Origin of the sequence: Microbacterium sp. AISO3, from assembly GCF_002204305.1 — a bacterium.
Classification (GTDB): domain Bacteria; phylum Actinomycetota; class Actinomycetes; order Actinomycetales; family Microbacteriaceae; genus Microbacterium; species Microbacterium arborescens.
In genome coordinates this window covers 479,274-502,006 of the sequence record NZ_NHRF01000001.1, presented here as the reverse complement: position 1 = coordinate 502,006, position 22,733 = coordinate 479,274, and the positions used below count along the sequence as shown (strand labels likewise).

Genomic DNA, 22,733 nt, shown 5'->3' with positions numbered 1-22,733 from the left:
CTTCGGGGGTGGTGGGGTAAGGTTTGTAGCGATACTACATGGAGGGGGGATCCGTGACCACGGACACCGCACCCGGCGCATCCGGCACCACGGCAGCACGCACGGAGGACTCGAGCGACACGCTGCTGGAGCGCATCACCCGGCAGCTTCCGAGCCTGCGGCGATCAGAACAGCGCGTCGCAGCCATCGTGCTCGACAACCCCGTCGGGGCGGTGCAGTTCACGATGGCCGGGCTGGCCGAAGCCGCCGAGGTGAGCGAGCCGACGGTGATGCGCTTCTGCGCCTCGGTCGGGTGCGAAGGGTTCCAGGACTTCCGCATCCAGCTCGCTCAGACGCTCGCGCTCGGCCTGCCCGTGACGCACTCGTCGATCACACCCGACGACTCGAGCGCCGACCTGTCGGAGAAGATCTTCGACCACACGATCTCGAGCCTCGATCGGGCTCGCCGCACGCTCGACGCCGCGGCGGTCGAAGACGCCATCGCGCTGATCCTCGACGCATCCGACATCCTGTTCGTCGGCTTCGGCGCGAGCGGCATCATCGCGCAGGACGCGCAGCAGAAGTTCCCCCTCTTCGGCGTGCCGTGCCAGGCACCCGAAGACTTCCACCAGCAGTTCATCGCCGCGACGATGAGCGGCCCGCGCTCGGTCACCGTCGCGATCTCGAACACCGGCCACACCGAGCAGACGATGATCGTCGCCGAGGCGGCGCGCAAGGCCGGCGCGTCCGTCATCTCCATCACCGGACGCCAGAGCCCGCTGTCGGAGATCGCCACAGTGCCGCTGATCGCACGCACCTTCGAGGACACCGACGTCTACACGCCGTCGACCAGCCGCCTCGCCGGTCTCGTCGTCATCGACATCCTCGCCACGGGCGTCGCGCTGCGCCGCAGCCCCGAGCACACCGCAGCCATCCGGCGGATGAAAAGCGAGCTCGCGTCGATGCGCCACCGCGACGCCGACGACGAGCAGGCCGCGGGCGGCGAGCAGGCGTCGTGACGTCGGCCGCGCGCCGCCGGGTGCTGGTCACCTCGCGGTCGTTCGGCGGCGGCGGCACCGACTTCGCCGCCGAGCTGGACGCCGCCGGCTACGAAGTCGTGCGATCGAGCCCCGCTCACGACCTCGCGGAGCTCGAGGCGCTCCTGCCCGGCGTCGACGGATGGATCGCCGGCACCGGCCCGGTCACGGCGGCGCACCTCGAGCTCGCACCCGCACTGCGGGTCGTCGCACGCTACGGCGTCGGGATCGACAAAGTGGACGTCGCGGCGGCCGCGGCGCGCGGCGTCGTCGTCACCAACACCCCCGGAGCGAACTCGAGCGCGGTCGCCGAGCACACCGTCGCCCTCCTCCTGGCCGCCCTCCGGGGCGTGCCCGCCGCCGACCGCCGCGTGCGGGCGGGCGACTGGTCGGGCTGGCAGGCACGCGAGCTGTCGGCCCTCACCGTCGGAGTGCTCGGCCTCGGGCGCATCGGACGCCTCGTCATCGAGCGCCTCGGCGGATTCCGTCCGCGCGTGCTCGGTGCCGACCCCTGGGTGCCGACCGACGACCCGATCTTCGACGAGATCGAGCGAGCGTCCGCCGACGACCTCGCCCGATCGTGCGACGTCGTCACCCTGCACGCCCCCGGGGGCCAGACCGTCGTCGACGACGCCTGGCTCGGGGCATCCGATCGTCCGGTGCTGCTGGTGAACACCGCGCGCGCCGACCTCATCGACGAGGATGCCGTCGCCGCCGCGCTGCGCTCCGGCCGCGTCTGGGCCTACGCAGCCGACACCCTGGCGACCGAGAACCATGGCGAGGGCGCCTCACCCCTCCTCGCCCCCGACCTCGCCGATCGGGTCATCGTCACACCCCACCTCGCCGCCCAGACCCGCGAGGGCGTCGACGGCATGGGTCGCATGGCGACCGCCGATCTGCGTGCCGTGCTCGAGGGCCGTGAGCCACGGCACCCGGTCGCGCCATGAGCGATGCCATGACCGGGATGCGCGGGCAGGTCCGCACGGTGACGGGCGACGTCGAGCCCGACGCCCTCGGCACCGTGAACTACCACGAGCACCTGTTTCAGCGCTCCCCGCTGCTGCCGGGCGACGACCTCGACGACGAAGACGCCTCGGGGCGCGAGGCAGCCGAGCTGCGAGAGTCGGGCTTCGCCGCGCTCGTCGACGCGACCCCGCTCGGCCTGGGACGACGACCTGACGCGATCCGCCGCATCTCGCGCGCGACGGGCCTCACCGTCGTCATGACCACCGGCGTCCACCGCCGCGAGCACTACGCCGCGGACCACCCGCTGCTCCGGGCATCCGAGGACGAGCTCGTGGCCGCATTCCACCGCGACCTGACGGTCGGTGCCGCCGAGGGGCTCTCGCCGGCGTCCCTCGACTCGGAGCCCGACCAGGATGCCGCGCCGCGCGCCGGGGTGCTCAAGGCCGGCCTCGGCTATTGGCGCATCGATGACGCCGCCCGCCGGGCGATCGCCGCGGTCGGAGCCGCTCATCGCGACACCGGCGCCCCGGTCATGGTGCACCTCGAGCACGGCTCGGCCGCCCACGAGGCCCTCGACGCCCTCGCGTCCGTCGGCGTCGCAGCCGATCGCGTCGCGCTCGCCCACGTCGACCGCAATCCCGACCCGGGCCTGCACGCGGAGCTCGCCGCGCGCGGCGCGTTCCTCGGTTACGACGGCGCTGCGCGGGCGCGCGACTGGCCCGACGCGGTGCTGATCGACTGCCTCACCGAGACCGCGCGGCGCGGCGGCGCCGACCGCGTGCTGCTCGGGGGCGACGTCGCCCGCGCGACGCGGTACCGCGCCTACGGCGGCATCCCGGGCCTGCGCTATCTCGGCGACCGCTTCGTGCCACGCCTGCGCGACGCCGCCGGCGACGACGTCGTCGATCGCGTCCTGCGACGGAACCCCGCCGCCTGGCTAGCCTGGCGCGTCTGACGCGAGCGAGCCGGCGGCGGGGACTTTCCGTCAGACGCGGACGGGGTTCAGATCGCCGGCCGAGCGGATGATGCCGGGCGCCGTGAAGACGTGCGGATCGATCCCGGCAGGGGCCGTGATGGTGAACGTCTCGCTCTCTCCGGGAAGCAGCGTCACGAGGCCGCGATCCACTCGCGCCGTCGCGTCGATGCGGTCGACCTGCAGCACGAGGTCCTTCACGAGCGATCGAGCCGTCATGCGCACCTCGTAGCCCGCATCGGTCGCGACCGCGGAGGCCTCGAACCCATCGGGCTCGAGCGCGAGCATGGGGTCCTCGGCGAAGTACCAGAGTGCGCGCTCCTCGGTCGACAGCTCGGCGGCGATCAGCTCGCGGGCCGGATCCGACGCCGTGGCGACTGTGTCGGGCACCGGCACCGTCACCGCCTGGCGGGGTGCGATGCTCACCGTGACCGGCTCGTCGGCCGAGACCGCACCCTCGAACCCGATACGCCGCAGCGACAGCGAGGCATCCCACACCGCATCCGTGTCGTTGTGCAGGACGACGGCCAGGCCCCGCTCGCGTGGCTGGATGGTGACGAAGCGGTCGGCGTACACGGCGCGCAGCGCGTGCCACAGCGGCTTGCGATGACCGTGCCCATCGACGGCGGCCCACGAGATGACCGGCCAGCAGTCGTTGAGCTGCCAGACGATCGCACCCTGGTTGAGGGGATGCAGAGACCGGAAGTGCTCGATCCCGAAGCGCACAGCGCGCGCCTGATTGAGCTGAGTCGCCCAGTGCCAGTCCTCGATCGAGCGCGGCGCGGCGATATGGGCGCCGAGGCCCCGCTCGAGCTTGCCGTTGCCGTCCTGCGCCTTCTGGTGCACGAGCATGAGCGGGCCGTACGGGTCGGCCGGCTCATCGTGGACGACGGAGAACAGCGTCGACCATGCGGGCGGACCTTGGAAGCCGAACTCGGATACGAACCGCGGGCGGTACGTGCGGTAGACGTCGTAGTCGACCTGATTCCAGACGTCCCAGATGTGCGTCGTGCCGTGCGCGGGGTCGTTGGGGTGCACGTACGAGCTGAAGCCGTACGGGCTTCCGGGCGAGTAGGGCGTCGTGGGCGCGAGCTCGGCCACGATCTCGGGGAAGAGCCGCTGGTAGTAGCCGTCGCCCCACGTCGCGCCGCGCAGCCGGGGCCGCCACTTCCAGTCGACCCAACCCCAGATGTTCTCGTTCCCGCCGTTCCAGATCACGAGACTCGCGCGACCGGTCAGGCGGGCGACGTTGTCGCGCGCCTCTGCGGCGAACTCGTCCCACAGCTCGGCGTCCTCGCTGTAGGCGGCGCACGCGAGCAGGAAGTCCTGCCAGACCAGGATGCCGCGCTCGTCGGCGAGGTCGTAGAAGTCCTCCGACTCGTAGATCCCGCCGCCCCAGACGCGCAGCAGGTTCATGTTCGCGTCGACGGCGTCGTCGAATCGCTCGGCGAGACGCTCGCGCGTCACGCGCGGAAAGAAGGTGTCCTCGGGAATCCAGTTCGCGCCCTTGATGTACACGGGACGACCGTTGACGGCGAGCGCGAAGGGGCTGCCGTCCTCGTCCGCCTCGACGTCGAGCCTCACCGAGCGGAAGCCGATGCGACGACCGGCCTCGACCTCGCCGACCGCGAGCCGCAGGTCGTAGAGCGGCTGGTCGCCGTACCCGCGGGGCCACCAGAGCTCCGCGTCCGCGGCGCGCAACGACAGGGTCGCGCGAGCGTCACCGTGCGCGACCGATGCGGCGGCACGCGCGCCCGCGACCTCGGCCACGATCTCTCGGGCCCCCGTGCCGGCGGCATCCGCGTCGAGCGCCTGCCACTCGAGCTCGACGTGCACGTCGACCCGCCGCGGGTCGTCATCGACGCCGATGACGGGACGAAGGGCGGCGATGCGGACGTCGCTCCAGCCCTCGATGCCGATGTCACGCCAGATGCCGGCCGTCACCACGGCGGGACCCCAGTCCCACCCGAAGTTGCACGCCGACTTGCGGATCGTGTTGAAGGGATGGACGTATGAGTGCGGACGCTCACCCAGGACCGCCTCCCGCTCACGGGCGTAGGCGATGGGCGACGAGAACTCGACGCGCAGGACGTTGTCGCCCTCGCGGAGCAGCGCGCCGAGCCGCCACCGGTAGGTGCGGTGCTGATTGACGGTTCGGCCCAGCTCTCGACCGTTCAGACTCACGCGAGCGACGGTGTCGAGCCCGTGCGCGACGAGGTCGTGGATCGCCTCGCCGTCGTCCGACCAGGCGAAGGTCGTCTCGTACGCCCAGTCGGAGTGACCGATCCAGGCGAGCGCCGACTCGTTGTCGTCGATGTAGGGGTCGGGGATCAGGCCGGCGGCCAGCAGATCGGTGTGCACGACTCCGGGCACCGTCGCAGGGATGCTCGAACGAGTGGTCTCGGCGAAGGTCTCCGGCACGTCTCCAGCGACGTGCGTGAGGTGCCAGCCGGAATGCAGGGCATGGAAAGTCACCCTCTAGAAGTAGCACAACTACCGGAATACCGCGCCTCCCGCCGCGCTTACGCGCGTTCGTTGCACCTCGCACGCCTATTCACGTAGTATCACTACCGATCCGAGACCCGGGTCGTGATGAATGGATGTGAGCATGTGCGCCGCTGCACGACCGGCTGAACCCGCCGCCCTCACCGTCGAGGCCCTCGCCGGAGCTCTCGCGGGTCCCACCGAACGGTACGAGAAGCACCTCGCCGACCTGCGCGGCCTCTACCGCGATGCCGAAGCCTTCGAGACCGCCGTCGCGGCCGATGACGGGACTCCCGTGTACTGGGTCGACAGCAGCACACCCGACACCGGCCGCGGAGCCCTCACGATCGGGCTCAGCGTGCTGCGCCCCGGCCGAGTCGGCGACGAATGGGCGATGACGCGCGGCCACCTGCACGCACAGGCCGAATTCGCGGAGCTGTACTTCGGCATCTCGGGGTCGGGCGTCATGCTCCTCGACAGCGTCGACGGAGAGTCTCGGGCCCTGCCGATCGCACCCGGCGTCGCCGTCCACGTGCCGGGCGGATGGGTGCACCGCAGCGTCAACGTCGGCGACGAGCTGCTCGTGACACTGTTCGCGTACGCGACCGAGGCGGGGCAGGACTACGGCATCATCGAACGCGCGGGCGGGATGAGCCAGCTCGTGGTCGCCGACGACACCGGCGGCTGGACCACCCGCCCCAATCCGGACCACGGAGGCTACCGTGCCTGACACCACCATCGCACCCGGCGCCGAGAGCGTCCTGGCCGACCTCGCCGCGCATATCGACATCAGCTGCGTCCAGGCGCAGCACGCGCGCGCCGACGTCGAGGAGCTCGCGCGGCGCGCCGTCGCGGGAGGCTTCGTCAGCGCGCATGTCCTTCCGGGGTGGCTCCCCATCATCCGCGAGCTGCTCACCGGGTCTCGCGTCCTCGCCGGATCGCCCGTCGGCTTCCCCAGCGGCGGTGCGACCACCGCGACGAAGGTCGCCGAGGCGCGCGAGCTGCTCGATCTCGGCGCGCAGGAGCTCGACGTCGTCGTGGCGATCGGCCGCCTGCGCTCGGGCGAGACCGACTACGTGACCGACGAGCTCGCCGCGGTCGCGGACGTGGTCGGCGGACGGGTGCCGCTGCGCGCGATCCTCGAGGTCGGGCACCTCGACGAGGCCGCGATCCGCCGTGGCGTGGATGCCGCCGTCGCGGCCGGAATCCCGTGGATCAAGACGGGCACCGGGTGGTCGGGCCGCCCCACGACGATCGATCACATCCGGATCATCGCCGACCAGGTCGACGGCCGCGCCGCCATGAAGGCCGCCGGCGGCATCCGCGACATCGAGACGATCCGGACCATGGCGGCCCTGGGGGTCACCCGGTTCGGCATGAACGCCGACTCGGCCGTCGCGGCGGTCGCGGCGGCGGCAGGCGAACGGGGAGACGACGCATGAGCATCATCCAGACCATGAACGCGGCCGAGCTGCGGCCGGCGCAGACCCCGACGCTCTACTTCATCGGCGTGACGACCGGCCGATCGTCGATCCAGCAGGTGTTCCCACGCTGGGCCGACGAGCTCGGGCTCGACGGCGCCGTGCTGCAGGGCATCGACCTGCCCCTCCATGCACCGCGTGAGGACTACCGCCGGGTCGTCGAGTTCATCGCGAACGACCCGTTGAGCCTCGGCGCCCTCGTCACCACCCACAAGATCGACCTCTACGCCGCCTGCGCCGACATGTTCGACGAGATCGACCCGTTCGCGCGCCTCATGGGCGAGACGAGCTGCATCTCCAAGCGCGGCGGGCGGCTCATCTGCCACGCGAAGGACCCGATCTCGAGCGGCCTCGCCCTCGACGCGTTCCTGCCCCGCGGGTACTGGGACGGCTCGGGTGCCGACGCCCTCTGCATGGGTGCCGGTGGCTCGACGATCGCCATCAGCTGGTACCTCTCGCGTCGTGAGTCGGGCGCCGACCGCCCCCGGCGCATCATCGTCACCAACCGGTCGGCGCAGCGCCTCGACCACATCCGCGCGATCCATGCCGAGCTCGATACCGACACCGTCTTCGAGTACGTCCTGACTCCGACGCCCGAAGACAACGATCGCGTGCTCGCCGGTCTCGCGCCGCGCTCGCTCGTGGTCAACGCGACCGGTCTCGGCAAGGACGCGCCCGGCTCGCCGATCACCGCCGCCGGTGTCTTCCCCGAGCACGGCGTCGCGTGGGACCTCAACTACCGCGGCGACCTCGTGTTCCTCGACCAGGCACGTGCGCAGGAGCAGTCCCGCGCACTACAGGTCGAAGACGGATGGATCTACTTCGTGCACGGCTGGACGCAGGTGATCGCCGAGGTGTTCGACGTCGACATCCCCACCTCGGGAGCGTCGTTCGACCGGCTCGGCGAGCTCGCCGGCTCGACGCGCTGACGATGACCGACCTCGGCGCGGCGCCAGACCTCGTCCTGGCCTACGACCTCGGCACCGGGGGCTGCAAGGCCTCGTTGTGGACGCCCGCGGCGACGATGCTCGCCGAGACCGTCGTGCCCTACCCGACGAGCCATCCCGCGCCCGGACGCAACGAGCAGAGACCGGCCGACTGGTGGGATGCCGTCGCCGCGTCGACCCGGCAGCTGCTGGAACACTCCCCCGGAGCACGCGAGCGCATCGCCGGCATCGCCCTGTCGGGTCAGAGTCTCGGCGCCGTCCAGATCGACGACGACGGCGAGCTCGTCGCTCCCACGACCCCGATCTGGTCCGACACCCGCGGGCGCCCGGATGCCGTCTTCGGCGGCCTGTCCGAGGCCGAGTGGTACCGGCGCACCGGCAACGGGTTCGGGGCCGCGCTGTACCCGCTGACGAAGGCCGCCGCGTTCCGCGCGGAAGACCCCGGCTCCTGGGCGCGCACGCGGCACCTCGTCGGATCGAAGGACTGGATCAACCTGCGCCTGACCGGCCAGCTCGCGACCGACCCCTCGATGGCGTCGGGCAGCGGAGCCTACGACCTCGCGACGGGCGACTACGACGACGAACTGCTCGCCGCAGCCGACCTCCATCGCGACGTTCTTCCGCGCATCGCGCCGTCGTCGGATCGGGTGGGCTCGCTCACCCGGGCGGCCGCCACAGCGCTCGACCTGCCGACCGGCATCCCCGTGTTCGCCGGCGCCGTCGACAACGCGGCCATGGCACTCGGCTCGCGCGGCACCGCCGAAGGGCGCATCTACGCCGCGCTGGGGTCGTCGAGCTGGATCACCGTCACCTCGGCGCGACCGGTCATCGATGAGCACGCGCGTCCCTACGTCTTCGCGCACGCGATCCCCGGCATGTTCGTCAGCGCCCTGTCGACCTTCAGCAGCGGCACGAGCCTCGAGTGGCTGCACGCGACCCTCGCGCCGGGCACCGACACCGCGGCGTTCATCGATCTCGCGGCCGGCAGCGTCCCCGGGGCCCGCGGCGTGAGCTTCGTCCCCACCCTCGCCGGCGGCACTCCGCTCGAGGGCGGCAGCGGTGTCCGGGGCGGCTTCACGGGTCTCCACCTGGGCGCCGATCCCGCCGACCTCGTGCGCGCCTGCCTCGAAGGCATCGCGTTCTCGCTCGACCGCAGCCTGACGCTCATGCGCGAGCTCAGCGGCTCGCACGAGGCGCTGCTCGTCACCGGCGGCGGCAGTCGTTCTCCTCTGTGGAACGGCATCTATGCCGACATCCTGCGATCTCCCCTGCAGCGCTCGGCCGTGGACCAGCAGGCCGCGACGCTCGGCGCGGCCGCCATCGCACTCGTCGGACTCGGCATCTGGGACGACTACGGGCGAACGGATGCCGCGCACACGGGCCTCGACGAGATCGTGCCGACCTCACCCGAGTCGTACGCCGGCGCCCGAGATCGATTCGACGCGGCCGTCTCGGCGCTCGCCTCCCTCACCCCGACACAGGAGAACCTCTCATGACCGACCTTCCCCTCGTCGTCATCACCGGCGCGAGCTCCGGCATCGGCGCCGCCACCGCGCGGGCCTTCGCCGCCGCAGGCCACCCCCTGCTGCTCATCGCCCGTCGCCTCGAGCCCATGGTCGAGCTCGGCCTCGAGAACGCCGAGCTCGCCGCCGTCGACGTCACCGACACCGCGGCCGTGGCCGACGCGCTCGCCCGCGCCGAGGAGCGCTTCGGCCCCGCCGACCTGCTCGTCAACAACGCGGGGCTCATGGCCCTGTCGGCGGTGGCCGAGCAGGATCCCGCGCTCGTCCAGGAGCAGTTCGACGTCAACTGCGTCGCGCTCATGAAGAACAGCCAGCTCGTGCTGCCCGGGATGCAGGCGCGCCGCCGCGGCACGATCGTCAACATCGGCTCGATCGCGGGCAAGCAGCTGTACACCGACCACACCGTCTACAACGGCACGAAGTACGCCGTCCACGCCATGACCGAGGGGCTTCGCCGCGAGAACGCCGCTCACGGCGTGCGGGTGCTGCTCGTCGCCCCGGGGATGGTCGACACCGGCCTGCTCGGCAACACCGGCGAGGGCGCCGTCCTCGACGGCTACCTCGACTACAAGAGCAGCATCGGCGGCGGCCTGCGTCCCGGCGACATCGCGCAGGCGATCCTGACCGCCTACCAGCTGCCCCAGCACATCAGCTTCCGCGAGATCGTGGTCGCCCCGACGTCGCAGGACGCCTGATGAAGCGTGGGGGCATCCCCGACGCCGGACCGCTGCGCGGCGAACCGATCGTGCCGGTCGTGGTGCTGCACGATGCGGATGACGCGCACCCTCTCGCCGACGCGCTCGTGGCCGGCGGCATCCGGTGCGCTGAGATCACGCTGCGGACCGCAGCGGGCATCGACGCCATCCGCGCGCTGCGCGATCGTGGCGACATCCTCGTGGGCGCCGGCACCGTCGTCGACCCCGACCAGGTCGACGCGGTCGTCGAGGCGGGAGCCGCATTCGCCGTCTCGCCGGGCTTCGACGCGGACGTCGTCGACCGCTGCACCGAGCGCGGCCTGCCGATCGTGCCCGGCGTCGCCACGGCCAGCGACATCCAGGCGGCGCTGCGCCGCGGCCTCCGCTATCTGAAGCTCTTCCCCGCGGGACTCGTCGGCGGCCTCGCCGCGGTCCGGGCGTTCGCCGGCCCGTTCCCCGACGTGCGGTTCCTGCCGTCGGGCGGGGTCTCGGCCGCCAACGCCGCGGAGTACCTCGCCGACCCCGCCGTGTTCGCCGTCAGCGGCTCGTGGATGGTGCCGGCCGACGCGCTCCGCGCCGGCGATTGGGATGCCGTCGAGCGCCTCTCGCGCGCCGCTCAGACCTGAGCCCGCGGACCCGCCAGCGCCTCGCGCAGCACGATCGCGGCACCGCCGAGGGCGGCTGAGCGGCTCGGGTCGGCCGAGGCCACGACCCGCACGGGGTGAGAACGGCGCGCGAAGAAGGTGTCGTCCAGGACCGAGCCGATCCGTTCGGCGAACACGGGCCCGGCGCCCGCGAACCCGGCCCCTGTGAGCACGACGAGGTCGAGGTCCAGGAGGTTCACGAGGCTCGTCACCGCGACGGCAAGCGCATCCGCCGACTGCGCAACCGTGTCGACGGCGTGGGGGTCGTCGCCCCCGCCCGCGCGCGCCGCGATGTCGATCCAATCGCGACGCTCGCCCGACACGGCGAAGTAGCGTTCCTCCGCCGCGGGCGGTGCGGCGAACAGCTCGAGACAGCCGCGGTTGCCGCAGTGGCAGCGCGGTCCGTCGAGGTCGATCGACACGTGACCGATCTCCCCCGCGTTACCGCTGATGCCGCGAAGCAGCTCGCCCGCGATCATGATGCCGGCCCCGATACCGATGCCCATGTGGATCGTGGCGAACGTCCCTTGGCCGTTCGTCGCGCGCGACCAGTACTCCCCCGCGGCAGCGGCGGTCGCGTCGTTCTCCATGACGACCGGCAGGGCGAGAGCCTCGGCGAGCGCGTCGCGAATGCTGAAGTCCGACCAGGGCAGCGATGACGGCAGCTGCACGGCGGCTCCACTCAGGATGTCGATCGGCCCCGGCACGACCATGCCCACACCCGCGACGATCTCGCGCTCGATGCCCGCCTCGGCGATGATCGAGTCGACCTCGTCCGCGATGCGCCGGACGACCTCGGCCGGCTCGAGACGGTCGGCCCCCGGCCCGGAGCGCTCGGCGACGAGCTCGCCCCACACGTTGACCACGACGTACGAGGTCGCGGCGAACCCCAGCACGATGCCGATCGCGTAGCGCGAGTCGGGCCGCGCCTCGAGGAGCGTCCGCCGTTTGCCGCCGGTCGGCTCCCCGACGCCGGTCTCGACGACGAGACCGTCGGCGATGAGGTCGCGGACGACGGTGGTCATGGTCGCGGGTGTCAGCGCGGTCGCCTCCGCGAGCTCGGTGCGGCTGATCGGGCCCGCCACCCGGATGAGCTCGAGCACGACCGCGCGGGTGGGGCGCCGCGCGGGCGCGGCATCCGGCTCAGGGCCGGGACGCATCGGCGTGCCTGTCGGCGGCCCGTCGCGGCAGCAGGGCGAGGGTCGTACCGAGCGGGTCGGGCATCACGAAGTGCCCGAACGTGTCGTTGGCGAAGAACATGACGCCGTCCAGCATCCCACTCAGCTCGCCGTAGACGGCCCGCTGGCGATGCCAGAAGTGCGGCGAGTCGAGGTAGACCCGATACCAGTACCAGGGGTCGACGAAGTCGAGCGAGTAGATGATCTCGAGCTCGCCCCCGAGGCGATCGCGCAGCGCGATCTTGCTGCGAGCCGATTCGGCGATATTGTCTTCGCGCGCGAGGACGGCGAAGTTCGACACGACGATGCCGCTCAGCGCCGCATACGCCTCGTCGGTCATGCCCCAGACGTCCTGCTCCACCTCGACGGGCCAGAACGAGTCCTGCCAGTAGATCCGCGCGCCGGCACCTGCACCCGCACCGGTGCCCGCACCCGCACCAGCGTCGAGCAGCTCGCGCAGCCGCGTGAAGAACCGCATGACCGACGCGCGCCGTTCGGGAGTCGACTGCACAGCGTGCTCGGGATGCCAGATTCCGATGAGGCCGAACTGATTCCCGAGCGTGATGCCGTCGAGCCCGAAGTCGGCGACGAACGCCGCGATCTGGCGTGCGGCGAACCGCTCGACCGGCTCGCCCGCCGGGATGCCGCTCGGATACGCCGCGTACACCTCGGTGTCGGCGTCGAGCACCGCGGCGACATCGAGGAGACCCGGGGCGATGTTGCCGCCGGCATCCACCCATCCGGACGCCGCCTCGGGGTGCCGCTCGGTCTTCCACACGCACGCGCAGAACTCCGAGCCCGGCTCGAGGTACTCGAGCAGCACGAGCGGGATGCCGCGCCGCCGCGCCTCGTCGCGGAATGATCGGTAGATCGCGGCGAGCGTCGCGTAGTCCATGGGCTGCTCGCTCAGCACGAACGCCGGACCGGCGTGGTACGGATTCCCCGCGATGACCCGGTCCTCCCGCGCGACGCGCAGCCAGTGGCCGTTGTGGTCTCGCGTCGAGACGGCGGTGCCGACGTAGGAGTTGTAGCGGCCCCAGTCGAATCTCGTCGCCCCGTGCCCGGTGCCCGGGTATGCGAGCACATGATCGCCGTTACCGGCGCAGAAGGTGACGACGACCTCGTCGACGCGGTCGAACCAATCGGCGTAGTGATCGAAGAACGCCGCGACTCCGGGCTGCGGATCGGCGAGGTCGGCGAAGATCTTCGGAGTCACCCATGTGTGCGCCCGCTGTGGGCGACGCGCCTCGCCGGTCATGAGGTCTCCGCGAAGCGGCGGTGCGGGTCGGGCGCCGCATCCGCGAGCCGCTGCGTATACGGGTGCTGCGGATGCAGGATGACGTCATCGGCCGGCCCGCGCTCGACGATCTCGCCGTGATACATCACGAGGATCTCGTCGGAGAAGTGCCGCGCGGTCGCGAGGTCGTGCGTGATGTACAGCACCGCGAGATCGTCCTGGCGCTGGATGTCGGCGAGCAGGCGGAGCACGCCGAGCCGGATGGAGACGTCGAGCATTGACACCGGCTCGTCGGCGATCAGCACCCGCGGGGACGGCGCGAGAGCGCGCGCGATGGCGACCCGCTGTCGCTGCCCGCCCGACAGCTCGTGCGGGCGCCGATGCAGGTACTCGTCGGGATCGAGCTGCACGCGTTCGAGCAGCTCGGCGGCGGCCCGCTGCACCTGGGCCCGTCCCCGCGCACGCCCCGACATCACGAGGGGACGGGCGATGTGGTGATAGATCGAATGGAACGGGTTGAGCGAGGCGAACGGATCCTGGAACACCATCTGCACCGCGGTGCGGTACTCGCGTGCTGCGCGGCCGCGCGTCGGCGGCTTCTCGCCGTCGAGCAGGATCTCGCCGCCGCTGGGCTGCTCGAGCAGCAGGAGCATCTTGGCGATCGTCGACTTGCCGCTGCCGCTCTCACCCACCAGAGCGACGGTCTGCCCGTAGTCGATCGAGAGGTCGACGCCTTTCACCGCCTCGACGGCGCCGCGCCCCGTGCCGTAGGTCTTGCGCAGGCCGATGGCCTCGATCGCGCTCATGCGCCCTCCTCCGTCGTCGAGGTCGCCGCGCCGGCATACCCCAGTCGTTCGCCCGTGAGGCTCGGGAACGCGGCGAGCAGCTCACGCGTGTACGGGTCTCGCGGCCGGTGATAGATGTCTCGCGTCGAGGCGAGCTCGACGATCTCGCCGCGCCGCATGACCGCGATCCGGTCGCTGATCTCGAGCAGCAGCGGCAGGTCGTGCGTGATGAAGATGACGGCGAAGCCCAGTTCGTCGCGCAGCCGGGTGATCTCGGCGATGATCTCGCGCTGCACGACGACGTCGAGGGCGGTCGTCGGCTCATCCATGATCATCACCGGCGGGTCGAGCAGCAGCGCCATCGCGATCATGACGCGCTGGCGCATCCCGCCCGACAGCTCGTGCGCGTACGCGTCGAGCCGCTCGGCCGGCACTCCCACGACGCGCATGAGGTGCTCGCAGCGGTCGCGGCGCTCCTGCTTCGTCATCGTCGGGCGGTGCGTCGTCAGCACGTCCTCGAGCTGCGCGCGCACGCGCAGCACCGGGTTGAGCGCATTCATCGCACCCTGGAACACCATCGAGATGCGATCCCAGCGGAACGCCCGCAGTGCCGCGCCCTCGAGCTCGTCGACGCGCACCGGCTGGTCACCGCCCAGGAAGCGGACCGCCCCGCCGACGACCTCGGCCGGCGGCTTCAACAGCTGCGTGATGCCGTAGGCGAGGGTGGTCTTGCCGCATCCCGACTCGCCCGCGATGCCGAGGATCTCGCCGCGCCGCAACTCGAAGCTCACTCCCGCGACGGCGTGGACGACGGGGTCCGAGGCGTAGTCGATGCGCAGGTCCTCGATGCTCAGCACGATGTCGTTCACGAGAGGGCCTTCCGACGGGGGCGCGCCGCGACGGGCAGACGCAGCTTGGGGTTCACGATCTCGTCGAGGGCGAAGTTGACGAGCGACAGCGCGGCACCGAGCGTCGCGATGAGCAGGCCCGGCGGCACGAACCACCACCATGCCCCGGCCCGCAGTGCCGAGTTCATCTGCGCGTCGTAGAGCATGCGCCCCCACGTGTAGTCGCCCGTCACACCGAGGCCGAGGTACGACAGCCCCGCCTCGGCGAGGATCGCCGACACGACGCCGAAGATGAAGGACGACGCGAGGATGGGCAGCAGGTTCGGCAGGATCTCGACCGTGATGATGCGGAACGTGCGTTCGCCGGCGACGCGTGCAGCGGCGACGTAGTCGCGGTTGCGCAGGCTCAAGGTGACCGCGCGCAGCACGCGCGCGCCGCCGGCCCAGCTCGTGAGCGCCAGGATCAGGGCGACGACCCCGAGACCGCGGCTCTCGACGTAGCTCGACACGACGATGATGAGCGGCAGCCCCGGGATGACCAGGGCGATGTTCGTGATGAGCGAGAAGCCCTCGTCGAACCAGCGTCCCAGGTAGGCGCCGACGATGCCGAAGAACGCCGAGAGCACGAGGCTGAGCACGCCGACGACCACACCGATGAGCAGCGAGTTCGTCGTCGACACGGCGAGCTGCGCGAAGATGTCCTGCCCCTTCTGCGTCGTGCCGAGCCAGAACTCGGCGCTCGGCGGGGTGATCCCGATCGGGCGGATGCGGAACGGGTCGCCGACGAAGAGCGGGGCGACGAGGCCGAACAGCACGATGGCGCCCGTGATCGACAGTCCGACCACCAGCTTCGTGCTGACGGGGCGACGACGACGGCGGCGCGGCGACAGCTGCGCGAGGGTGGCGGTGACCGATTGCGACGACATCCGTTACCTCCGGATCCGGGTACGGGGGTCGATGACTCCGTAGAAGAGATCGACGATGAGGTTGGCGGCGAGCACGGCCAGCGTGATCACGAGGAACAGACCCTGCATGAGCGCGTAGTCGTTGTTGTTCACCGACTGCAGCAGGGCGTATCCGATGCCCGGATACGAGAAGACCTGCTCGGTGACGAGCGAGCCCGAGACGACGAAACCGAGCGACAGGGCGAAGCCGGCGACGGAGGGGAGGATCGCGTTCCGCGCGGCGTACCGCTGCCGCACCCGCACCGGCGAGAGGCCCTTCGCCTCAGCCGTGGTGATGTAGTCCTCCGACAGCGTCGCGACCATCATGTTGCGCATGCCCAGCATCCAGCCGCCGACCGAGCTGATGACGATCGTGAGGGCCGGCAGGAAGGCGTAGTACACGGCGCTGCCGACGAAGTCGGCCGACCAGCCCGGCACCGTGCTGTAGATGTCGTACCCGCCGAAGGCGGGGAAGATCGGCCAGATCACCGCCAGCAGGTACACCAGAATGATGGCCATCCAGAAGTACGGCACCGCCTGCAGCATCGTCGTGATGGGGATGAGGTTGTCGAGCCAGCCGCCGCGGCGCCACCCGGCGATCGTGCCGAGGGTGATGCCGAGCACGAACGAGAGCACGGTCGACACCCCCACGAGCACGATCGTCCACGGCAGCGCTTGCGAGATGACGTCGACGACCGGCGTCGGGTAGTAGGTGATCGAGGGCCCGAAGTCGAACGTCAGCACGTTGCGGAGGTACCCGAGGTAGGCCTCCCAGACCGGCACGTCGGTGCCGGTTCCCAGCAGCAGCTCGAGGCTCTGCCGAGCCGCCGGGCTGACCGGACCCTTCTGCGCGAGCTTGGCGAGCATGATGTCGACCGGGTTGCCCGGCAGCAGGCGCGGGATGAAGAAGTTCAGGGTCACGGCGGCCCACAGCGCGATGCCGTAGAACGCGAGCTTCTTTCCGTAGTACTTCATCTCCGCGCCTCCCGCGCGACCCGGCGCCTCATCCCCACCGGCTCACTCCCCGACCGGCTGAAGGTTCGCCGCCACGACGCCCAGGTTCCAGATCGACCAGGCGGCGGGGAACGCGTACAAGTCGTCCTCGGTCGGCCAGCCGGTCGCGTCGTCGGTGTTGTAGTAGGTGACCGTCGGCACGACGAGCACGGGGATGTAGGGCATCGACGCCGCGATGATCCGCTGGATCTCGAAGTACAGTTCCCGGCGTCGCTCCGGGTCGACCTCGACGCGCGCCTGGTCCACGAGGGCGTCGACCTCGGGGTCGGTGTAGCGCGAGTAGCTCGTGGGAGCCTGCTCGCCCACCGGCGCCGTGGCAGCGGTCGTGTAGTAGTTCGCGTAGATGTAGTACGGATCGGCTGACGGCCCCTGGTAGACGCCGTCCATCGTGAACGAGAACTTGCCCGAGAAGCGGTTCTCGTTCCACTGTGCGCCCGGGAGTGCCTCGGGCTTCAGATCGATGCCGATGTCGGCGAGCTGCTGCGAGGCGACCTCGACGGCCGTGACGTAGGAGGTCCACTCCTGCGGGACCTGCACGGTGACGCTCAGTCGCTCGCCGTCCTTCTCGTAGATGCCGTCGGCGCCCGGAGCCCATCCGGCCTCCTGGAGCACGGCCGCGGCGGCTGCGGGGTCGGCGGACGGGGAGGTCGTGTCGCCGAGGTCCGGCGCGATGTACTCGGCGTCGCGCTCGGGCAGCAGCATGGCCGGCGAGACCGCGCCGCCGAGGCCCTCGAAGGCGATGTCGATGATCTCCTGGCGGTCGAGACCGAGGCTGATGGCGAGTCGGACGGCGGGATCCGTCTGAGGCCCGGAACATCCCAGCGAGGCATCGGCGCACGCGATCCACGCGGTCTGGTTGATGGGCGTGTTGATCTGGTTGAGCGTCGGGTGCGACTCGACCTCGTCGGCAAAGTCGGGCACCAGGCCGGTGTTCCAGTCGAGCTGGCCGTTGACCATCGCGGTGGTGGCCGCGTCGCCGCTCGCGAAGGAGACGTAGCGCAGGGTCTCGAGCGCGGGCTTGCCCTCCTGCCAGTACGAGGTGTTCTTCTGCAGGACGTAGCTCTGGGGCGTGAAGGTCGAGAGCGTGAAGGGACCGGTGCCGACGGGTTCCTCGTTGACGAAGTTGGCGACGTCGTCGAACGTCGACCAGAGGTGTTCGGGCACGATCGCCGTGCGGCCGATGAGCTCCGGGCCGATCGGCAGCGACGGCTCGTCGAATGTGACGACGACGGTGTCGTCGTCGACCGCCTCGGCCGAGCCGGTGTATCCGATGGTGTTGATCTCGGGGGTGTCGGCGATGAGGTCGAAGGTGAACGCGACGTCCTCCGCGGTCAGGGCCTCCCCATCCGACCAGGTCACCCCGCCGCGCACCTGGATCGTCAGCTCGGTCGCCTCGTCGTTCCACGAATACTCGGTGCCGAGCATCGGCTTCGGCTCACCCACGGCGAGGTTGTTGTAGAAGAACAGCGGCTCGTAGATGGCCCCGAGCGTCGGCTGGAGCACGTTCGGCGAGAACGGGTTGAAGTTCTTCGTGATGTCGCCGATCGCGCCGGTCGAGATCGAGATGCCGCGGTCGTCGCCGCTCTGCGGAGCGCAGCCGCTGACGAGCAGCAGCGCGACGGCTCCCGCGGCGAGGGGCGTCGCGGCACGGGACCAGGGGGTACGGAGGATCATCGTCGTTCCTTTCCGACACGTCGATGTGCGGGCTCGGGGCCGGGTGGTCCGGCGAAAAGTAAAGTACCTGAAATTAGCTCGGATCGGTAGCCCGACTACAAAGAATGTCGGACAATCGGGCTCTTGTGGCTCCGAACGGCACTGATATACGGTGCTCGACATCAGATGTTCGTAGTCGCACTACCTGGTGTCGCCATCGACGGTCCCGAACCGCAAGCGACTGCGCTCCATCGACGCAGATAGGAGATCCCCCCGTGAAACGACGAATCGGCACTGCGGTCGCAGCGGCCGCCACCGTGATAGCCGGCTCCGTGTCCGTCGGCGCGCTCGGACCCGTCTCTCCCGCTACCGCCGACGACACCGCGCCCGCAGAGCAGCGGACGGTCACCGTCGCACTCGATGAGACCGTGCAGGAGGACTACCTCGGCATCGGCGTGAACGTCATCCCGTGGAGCCTGCTCGAGGGCACCACGCGCCTCGGTTACGACGACGCTGACTGGGAGGTCGACGTCGAACGCATCCTGACGCTGCAGCCGAAGGTCGCTCGTGTCTGGTTCCAGATCGACTGGATGGAGCTGGAGAAGGGCCAGTACGACTTCGACAGCCCCGAGATGCGGGCCTTCTACCGGTACCTCGACGCGTTCGAGCAGGCAGGAACCGAGGTCCTCCTGAACTTCGGCTGGAAGGTCGGCGAGCGCGTCCACGACTGGTTCCTCTACCCCGGTGTGACCAAGCCCTTCGAGAGCGCCCCCGGCGACCTCGACGCCTACGGCCGCTCCGCATCGGCGCTGCTCGACGAGCTGATCAACGCGCGCGGCTACGACAACATCGACTTCCTGACCTTCTACAACGAACCCAACGGCAGCTGGGACTTCGAGGGCCCCGCCGACCAGAAGGCGTACTACGCCGAGATGGCACGCAAGGTCCACGACCAGCTGATCGCGGACGGCCTTCGCGACGAGGTGCAGATCTGGGGCCCCGAGGAGGTCAACGCGCCCGACTGGACCCAGTACATGGCCGAGAACGCGGGCGACGTCTTCGACCAGTACTCGTTCCACCTCTACGGCGAGTCGTACGAGTTCCTCGGCAACGCGATCGACCAGCGACGGTCGACGATCGGCGACGCGCCGTTGAACCTCTCCGAGATGGGGTGGACCAACCCCGGCACGAGCGTCTGGGAGACCGGCTATGCGAACTACATCATCGGCAGCGCCAACAACGGCATCCATTCCAACCTCGTGTGGCAGCTCAACGGCGTCATGACCCACGACCCGGCCGGTGACACGAACGGCTCCTACAACCTGTGGGACTCGCTCGTCCTCGGTCTCGAGCCGACAGCCGCGTTCTACGAGGCCGGCCTGCTCATGCGGTACATCCCCGAGCACAGCACCGTGCTAGGCACCGAGACCTCGCACGACGACGTCCGGGCCACCGCGTTCCGGGATCGCGACGGCGAGCTCACCGTTCTCGTCGAGACCCAGTCGGGTTCGCCGAAGGACGTACGCGTGGAATTCACCGGAGGCGACGTCACCGAGTCGTTCACGCGCCTGGCGTACTCCGACTCGATCGTCGAGCGGGAGAAGAACGCCCTGCTGCCCGCTTCGTCGGGAACGCTGACGCCCACGAGCAACGCGTTCACCGACGACGCGATCGGCGACGAGAACGCCTTCGCCATCTACACGACTTCGCCTGCGGCGACCCAGGTGGCCGTCGACCCGGTCGAATCGACCGTCGCCGGTGGCGAGCAGCTCGACCTCGACGCGCGCGTCATCGACGGCTCGGGCGACCTGACCTGGTCCGTCGTCGGCGACGACAACGGCGCGGTCGACGCGGACGGCGTCTTCACGGCACCGGATGTCACGACCGAGCGCACCGTCGCGATCCGCGCGACTCTCGACGACGGCGTGTACGGCGTCGCTCAGGTGCTCGTGACACCGGCGTCCGAACCGGGGGTCGCTGACGCCCCGGTGTTCAGCCTCGAGCCCGGGCTGTACGAGTCGGTCGAGGCAGTGAGCATCACGACCGGGACGCCCGACGCCGAGATCCGGTACACGACGGACGGCAGCGTTCCGACGGCGGATTCGACGCTCTACACGGGGCAGATCGTGCTCGCGCCGCTCAAGACCACGTACCTTCGCGCGATCGCCGTCGGCGATGGGCTCGAGGACTCGGGGGTGACCTCGCGTCTCTACAAGGTGCGCGACGTGCAGAACGCACCCGACGGGTACGCCTTCTGCCAGTACCAGGACCGCGGCGTATGCGCCTTCGAGGGCGAGGCGAGTGTCGCATTCGGCTCGGATGGCCTGTTCCGCTACGGCACCTTCACCGGCGGCGTCGACTGCACCGCGGCGAGCTTCGGAGGCGACCCGAACCCGGACGGCGACAACCGGTGCTTCGTGAACCCCGACGTTCCCGATGAGCAGCCGATCGTCACCATCTACAACGCCGGCTTCGAGCGGCCCGCCACCGGCGGGACGTCGAACGGACCGATGGTCAACGGATGGACCTTCAGCGCGCGCGCCGGCATCCAGCACAACAACAGCGTGTTCCAGCCCGCCTTCCCCGCCCCGCAGGGCGAGCGCACGGCGTACCTCAAGAGCGACTCCGGGCTCGCGAGCCGCATCGACCAGACCGTGCGCTTCCCGGCCGGTACCTTCGCAATCACCTTCGCGGCTGCCAATCGCGTGGGCTTCGGCGGCCAGCAGGAGTTCGATGTTCTCGTGGACGACCAGAAGCTCGGACACTTCGTGCCGACGCGCGATGGGAAGTACACCGCGTACGAGACCGAACCGTTCACCGTCGCGGAAGGCGAGCACACGATCTCGTTCGTCGCGACGACGACCGAGGGCGACAACACCGGTTTCGTCGATGACGTCCAGGTGATCGCGGCGGGGACGCCGGACCCCGAGCCCGACACGGTCAAGCCGGTGGTGACACTCACCGCTCCGACGACGGCCGGTCCGCATCGGTCGCTCGAGCTGAAGGTCGACGCGACCGACGACCGCGGGCTCGCGCGCATCGTGGCCAATGTCTACCGTGACGGCACGCTCGTCAAGAGCACGCAGACCGCCGTGGACGGCGCCGCAGCCGCGACGCACGCGGCTTCGGTGACGCTGCCCGACGGCACCTACACGGTCCGTTACAACGCGCACGATCTGGCCGGCAATGTCGCGCAGACGAAGACGTTCGACGTGACGATCGACGCCACCGCGCCGACCGTCACGGTGAAGGACGGGGCGTCGTTCACGGCCCGCGACGGCGACGACTACTCGCTGGTGAGCTTCAAGCTGCACGACGCGGGCAAGATCGACAAGGCCGTGCTGAACGGCGTGACGAAGGATCTGACGAACAACGCGTGGTCGGACATCAACTTCGTGAAGCCTGGGGTCTTCGGTGCCGTGTCGGGGGCGAACACGCTCGTCGTGCACGACGTCGCCGGCAACACCACGACGGTCGAGTTCACTCTGAGGTGAGCCGGGTCGTCGTCCACGAGGCGGGTCCGGTTTCGTCCGGACCCGCCTCGTGCGGTGTCGAGTGGGCGCATCGTGGGGGATGCCGCGGGATGTCGCCCCGTTACGGGTCCGCCATCGGTGCCGCGATGCGCGACCTATGCTCGCGCTACCCACCGCAGGGCCCCGCCATCCGAGGAGCATCATGTCGATCACCCCCGCCACCACCGGTACGCAGATCGCCGAGTTCAACGTCGGTTTCACCGAGACGATCGGTCCCGAGCTCAGCGCCGTCTTCGCCGGCGAGCAGGCCGACCTGCGCGCCGCCGGAGGGCCGGAGAACGCCGTGTCCGTCGGCGACGTCCTGCCGTCCGCCGAGCTCGTCGCCACGTCCGGATCGCCGATCGGACTCGACGGGCTGCTCGCGGGCCGGCCCGCCGTGCTCGTCTTCTACCGCGGCGCATGGTGCCCGTACTGCAACATCACGCTCCGGCACTACGACAAGACGCTGGCCCCCGGACTCGCCGAGCGCGGCGTCTCGCTCATCGCGATCAGCCCACAGACACCCGACGGCTCGGCCGCCGCCGTCACCAACGGGGAGCTCGGCTTCACGGTCGTGTCCGACCCGGCCAACGCGTTCGCGGGCGCCCTCGGCATCGTCACCGCGCCCAGCGCCGAGGCTCAGGACGCCCACACCGCCCTGGGCTTCGCCTTCAAGGACAGCAACGCCGACGACACCCCGGCGATCCCGTATCCCACGGTGATCGTCATCGGCGCCGACCGTGTCGTGCGCTTCGTCGACATTCACATCGACTACACGACGCGCACGGAGACTGCCGACATCCTCGCCGCCGTCGACGCGCGCTGAGGCCCGG

Annotated in this window: 19 protein-coding genes; 11 read left to right on the top strand and 8 right to left on the bottom strand. The window is 70.3% G+C overall.

Going from position 1 to position 22,733, the window contains the following annotated elements; all coding sequences use genetic code 11:
• The first annotated feature begins 53 nt into the window (after positions 1-53).
• The 3 genes from CBF90_RS02340 to CBF90_RS02330 are packed head-to-tail and all read left to right on the top strand — an operon-like array spanning position 54 to position 2,937.
• A complete protein-coding gene (locus CBF90_RS02340) occupies positions 54-998 on the top strand; it encodes an SIS domain-containing protein (RefSeq protein ID WP_233494918.1) in 945 nt (314 codons plus the stop codon).
• Positions 995-1,963 (top strand): NAD(P)-dependent oxidoreductase, encoded by a 969-nt coding sequence (locus tag CBF90_RS02335; RefSeq protein ID WP_023953587.1) that lies wholly within the window; start codon positions 995-997, stop codon positions 1,961-1,963. Before CBF90_RS02340 ends, CBF90_RS02335 begins: the two co-directional genes overlap by 4 nt.
• Positions 1,960-2,937 carry a phosphotriesterase gene (locus CBF90_RS02330; protein ID WP_242435565.1) on the top strand — a complete coding sequence of 326 codons (978 nt, stop codon included), beginning with the start codon at positions 1,960-1,962 and terminating at the stop codon, positions 2,935-2,937. The genes CBF90_RS02335 and CBF90_RS02330 overlap by 4 nt, the downstream gene beginning before the upstream one ends.
• Before the next feature lie 30 nt (positions 2,938-2,967).
• Here the strand turns inward: CBF90_RS02330 and CBF90_RS02325 are convergent, their stop codons facing one another.
• Positions 2,968-5,430 (bottom strand): glycoside hydrolase family 2 protein, encoded by a 2,463-nt coding sequence (locus CBF90_RS02325; RefSeq protein ID WP_088379807.1) that lies wholly within the window; start codon positions 5,428-5,430, stop codon positions 2,968-2,970.
• Between the two features lie 133 nt (positions 5,431-5,563).
• Here CBF90_RS02325 and CBF90_RS02320 point away from each other — a divergent pair, with 133 nt between their 5' ends.
• From CBF90_RS02320 to eda, 6 genes are read left to right on the top strand one after another with little or no spacing between them, the layout of a single operon-like run.
• The gene (locus CBF90_RS02320) at positions 5,564-6,169 is read left to right on the top strand and encodes a glucose-6-phosphate isomerase family protein (RefSeq protein ID WP_023953584.1); all 606 of its coding nucleotides are present in this window, start codon (positions 5,564-5,566) and stop codon (positions 6,167-6,169) included.
• On the top strand, positions 6,162-6,881 hold the full coding sequence (deoC, locus tag CBF90_RS02315; RefSeq protein ID WP_083990555.1) for a deoxyribose-phosphate aldolase: 720 nt from the start codon (positions 6,162-6,164) through the stop codon (positions 6,879-6,881). The genes CBF90_RS02320 and deoC overlap by 8 nt, the downstream gene beginning before the upstream one ends.
• Positions 6,878-7,849 (top strand): shikimate dehydrogenase, encoded by a 972-nt coding sequence (locus CBF90_RS02310; RefSeq protein ID WP_197690555.1) that lies wholly within the window; start codon positions 6,878-6,880, stop codon positions 7,847-7,849. The genes deoC and CBF90_RS02310 overlap by 4 nt, the downstream gene beginning before the upstream one ends.
• 2 nt (positions 7,850-7,851) lie before the next feature.
• Positions 7,852-9,363, top strand: coding sequence for an FGGY-family carbohydrate kinase (locus CBF90_RS02305; RefSeq protein WP_088379805.1), 1,512 nt, complete (start codon positions 7,852-7,854; stop codon positions 9,361-9,363).
• Positions 9,360-10,085, top strand: coding sequence for an SDR family oxidoreductase (locus CBF90_RS02300; RefSeq protein ID WP_023953580.1), 726 nt, complete (start codon positions 9,360-9,362; stop codon positions 10,083-10,085). Before CBF90_RS02305 ends, CBF90_RS02300 begins: the two co-directional genes overlap by 4 nt.
• Positions 10,085-10,711, top strand: a complete 627-nt coding sequence (gene eda, locus CBF90_RS02295; RefSeq protein WP_023953579.1) for a bifunctional 4-hydroxy-2-oxoglutarate aldolase/2-dehydro-3-deoxy-phosphogluconate aldolase — start codon at positions 10,085-10,087, stop codon at positions 10,709-10,711. Before CBF90_RS02300 ends, eda begins: the two co-directional genes overlap by 1 nt.
• Here the strand turns inward: eda and CBF90_RS02290 are convergent.
• The 7 genes from CBF90_RS02290 to CBF90_RS02265 are packed head-to-tail and all read right to left on the bottom strand — an operon-like array spanning position 10,702 to position 18,409.
• A complete protein-coding gene (locus CBF90_RS02290; protein ID WP_023953578.1) occupies positions 10,702-11,889 on the bottom strand; it encodes an ROK family transcriptional regulator in 1,188 nt (395 codons plus the stop codon). The two genes, eda and CBF90_RS02290, sit on opposite strands and share 10 nt — an antisense overlap.
• Positions 11,873-13,123 carry a hypothetical protein gene (locus tag CBF90_RS02285; protein WP_141097125.1) on the bottom strand — a complete coding sequence of 417 codons (1,251 nt, stop codon included), beginning with the start codon at positions 13,121-13,123 and terminating at the stop codon, positions 11,873-11,875. The genes CBF90_RS02290 and CBF90_RS02285 overlap by 17 nt, the downstream gene beginning before the upstream one ends.
• Positions 13,124-13,161: 38 nt before the next feature.
• Entirely contained in the window at positions 13,162-13,950 is a 789-nt protein-coding gene (locus CBF90_RS02280) for an ABC transporter ATP-binding protein (protein ID WP_088379803.1), read from the bottom strand.
• The gene (locus CBF90_RS18375) at positions 13,947-14,798 is read right to left on the bottom strand and encodes an ABC transporter ATP-binding protein (protein WP_023953575.1); all 852 of its coding nucleotides are present in this window, start codon (positions 14,796-14,798) and stop codon (positions 13,947-13,949) included. The genes CBF90_RS02280 and CBF90_RS18375 overlap by 4 nt, the downstream gene beginning before the upstream one ends.
• On the bottom strand, positions 14,795-15,703 hold the full coding sequence (locus CBF90_RS18370; protein ID WP_023953574.1) for an ABC transporter permease: 909 nt from the start codon (positions 15,701-15,703) through the stop codon (positions 14,795-14,797). The genes CBF90_RS18375 and CBF90_RS18370 overlap by 4 nt, the downstream gene beginning before the upstream one ends.
• Before the next feature lie 3 nt (positions 15,704-15,706).
• The gene (locus CBF90_RS02270; RefSeq protein ID WP_064955819.1) at positions 15,707-16,696 is read right to left on the bottom strand and encodes an ABC transporter permease; all 990 of its coding nucleotides are present in this window, start codon (positions 16,694-16,696) and stop codon (positions 15,707-15,709) included.
• A 42-nt stretch (positions 16,697-16,738) separates the two neighbouring features.
• A complete protein-coding gene (locus CBF90_RS02265; RefSeq protein WP_172407773.1) occupies positions 16,739-18,409 on the bottom strand; it encodes an ABC transporter substrate-binding protein in 1,671 nt (556 codons plus the stop codon).
• 254 nt (positions 18,410-18,663) lie between these two features.
• Here CBF90_RS02265 and CBF90_RS02260 point away from each other — a divergent pair, with 254 nt between their 5' ends.
• Both CBF90_RS02260 and CBF90_RS02255 read left to right on the top strand, forming a co-directional pair.
• Positions 18,664-21,882, top strand: coding sequence for a chitobiase/beta-hexosaminidase C-terminal domain-containing protein (locus CBF90_RS02260; RefSeq protein WP_141097124.1), 3,219 nt, complete (start codon positions 18,664-18,666; stop codon positions 21,880-21,882).
• 181 nt (positions 21,883-22,063) lie between these two features.
• Complete coding sequence (locus CBF90_RS02255) at positions 22,064-22,726, top strand: peroxiredoxin-like family protein (protein WP_088379800.1); 663 nt, start codon at positions 22,064-22,066, stop codon at positions 22,724-22,726.
• Positions 22,727-22,733 lie beyond the last annotated feature (7 nt).

Coding starts and splice junctions, on each gene's coding strand:
- CBF90_RS02330 (WP_242435565.1), top strand. CDS start 1,960: ATGAGCGATGCCATGACCGGGATGCGCGGGCAGGTCCGCACGGTGACG.
- CBF90_RS02320 (WP_023953584.1), top strand. CDS start 5,564: ATGTGCGCCGCTGCACGACCGGCTGAACCCGCCGCCCTCACCGTCGAG.
- CBF90_RS02310 (WP_197690555.1), top strand. CDS start 6,878: ATGAGCATCATCCAGACCATGAACGCGGCCGAGCTGCGGCCGGCGCAG.
- CBF90_RS02305 (WP_088379805.1), top strand. CDS start 7,852: ATGACCGACCTCGGCGCGGCGCCAGACCTCGTCCTGGCCTACGACCTC.
- CBF90_RS02300 (WP_023953580.1), top strand. CDS start 9,360: ATGACCGACCTTCCCCTCGTCGTCATCACCGGCGCGAGCTCCGGCATC.
- eda (WP_023953579.1), top strand. CDS start 10,085: ATGAAGCGTGGGGGCATCCCCGACGCCGGACCGCTGCGCGGCGAACCG.
- CBF90_RS02290 (WP_023953578.1), bottom strand. CDS start 11,889: ATGCGTCCCGGCCCTGAGCCGGATGCCGCGCCCGCGCGGCGCCCCACC.
- CBF90_RS02280 (WP_088379803.1), bottom strand. CDS start 13,950: ATGAGCGCGATCGAGGCCATCGGCCTGCGCAAGACCTACGGCACGGGG.
- CBF90_RS18370 (WP_023953574.1), bottom strand. CDS start 15,703: ATGTCGTCGCAATCGGTCACCGCCACCCTCGCGCAGCTGTCGCCGCGC.
- CBF90_RS02270 (WP_064955819.1), bottom strand. CDS start 16,696: ATGAAGTACTACGGAAAGAAGCTCGCGTTCTACGGCATCGCGCTGTGG.
- CBF90_RS02265 (WP_172407773.1), bottom strand. CDS start 18,409: ATGATCCTCCGTACCCCCTGGTCCCGTGCCGCGACGCCCCTCGCCGCG.
- CBF90_RS02255 (WP_088379800.1), top strand. CDS start 22,064: ATGTCGATCACCCCCGCCACCACCGGTACGCAGATCGCCGAGTTCAAC.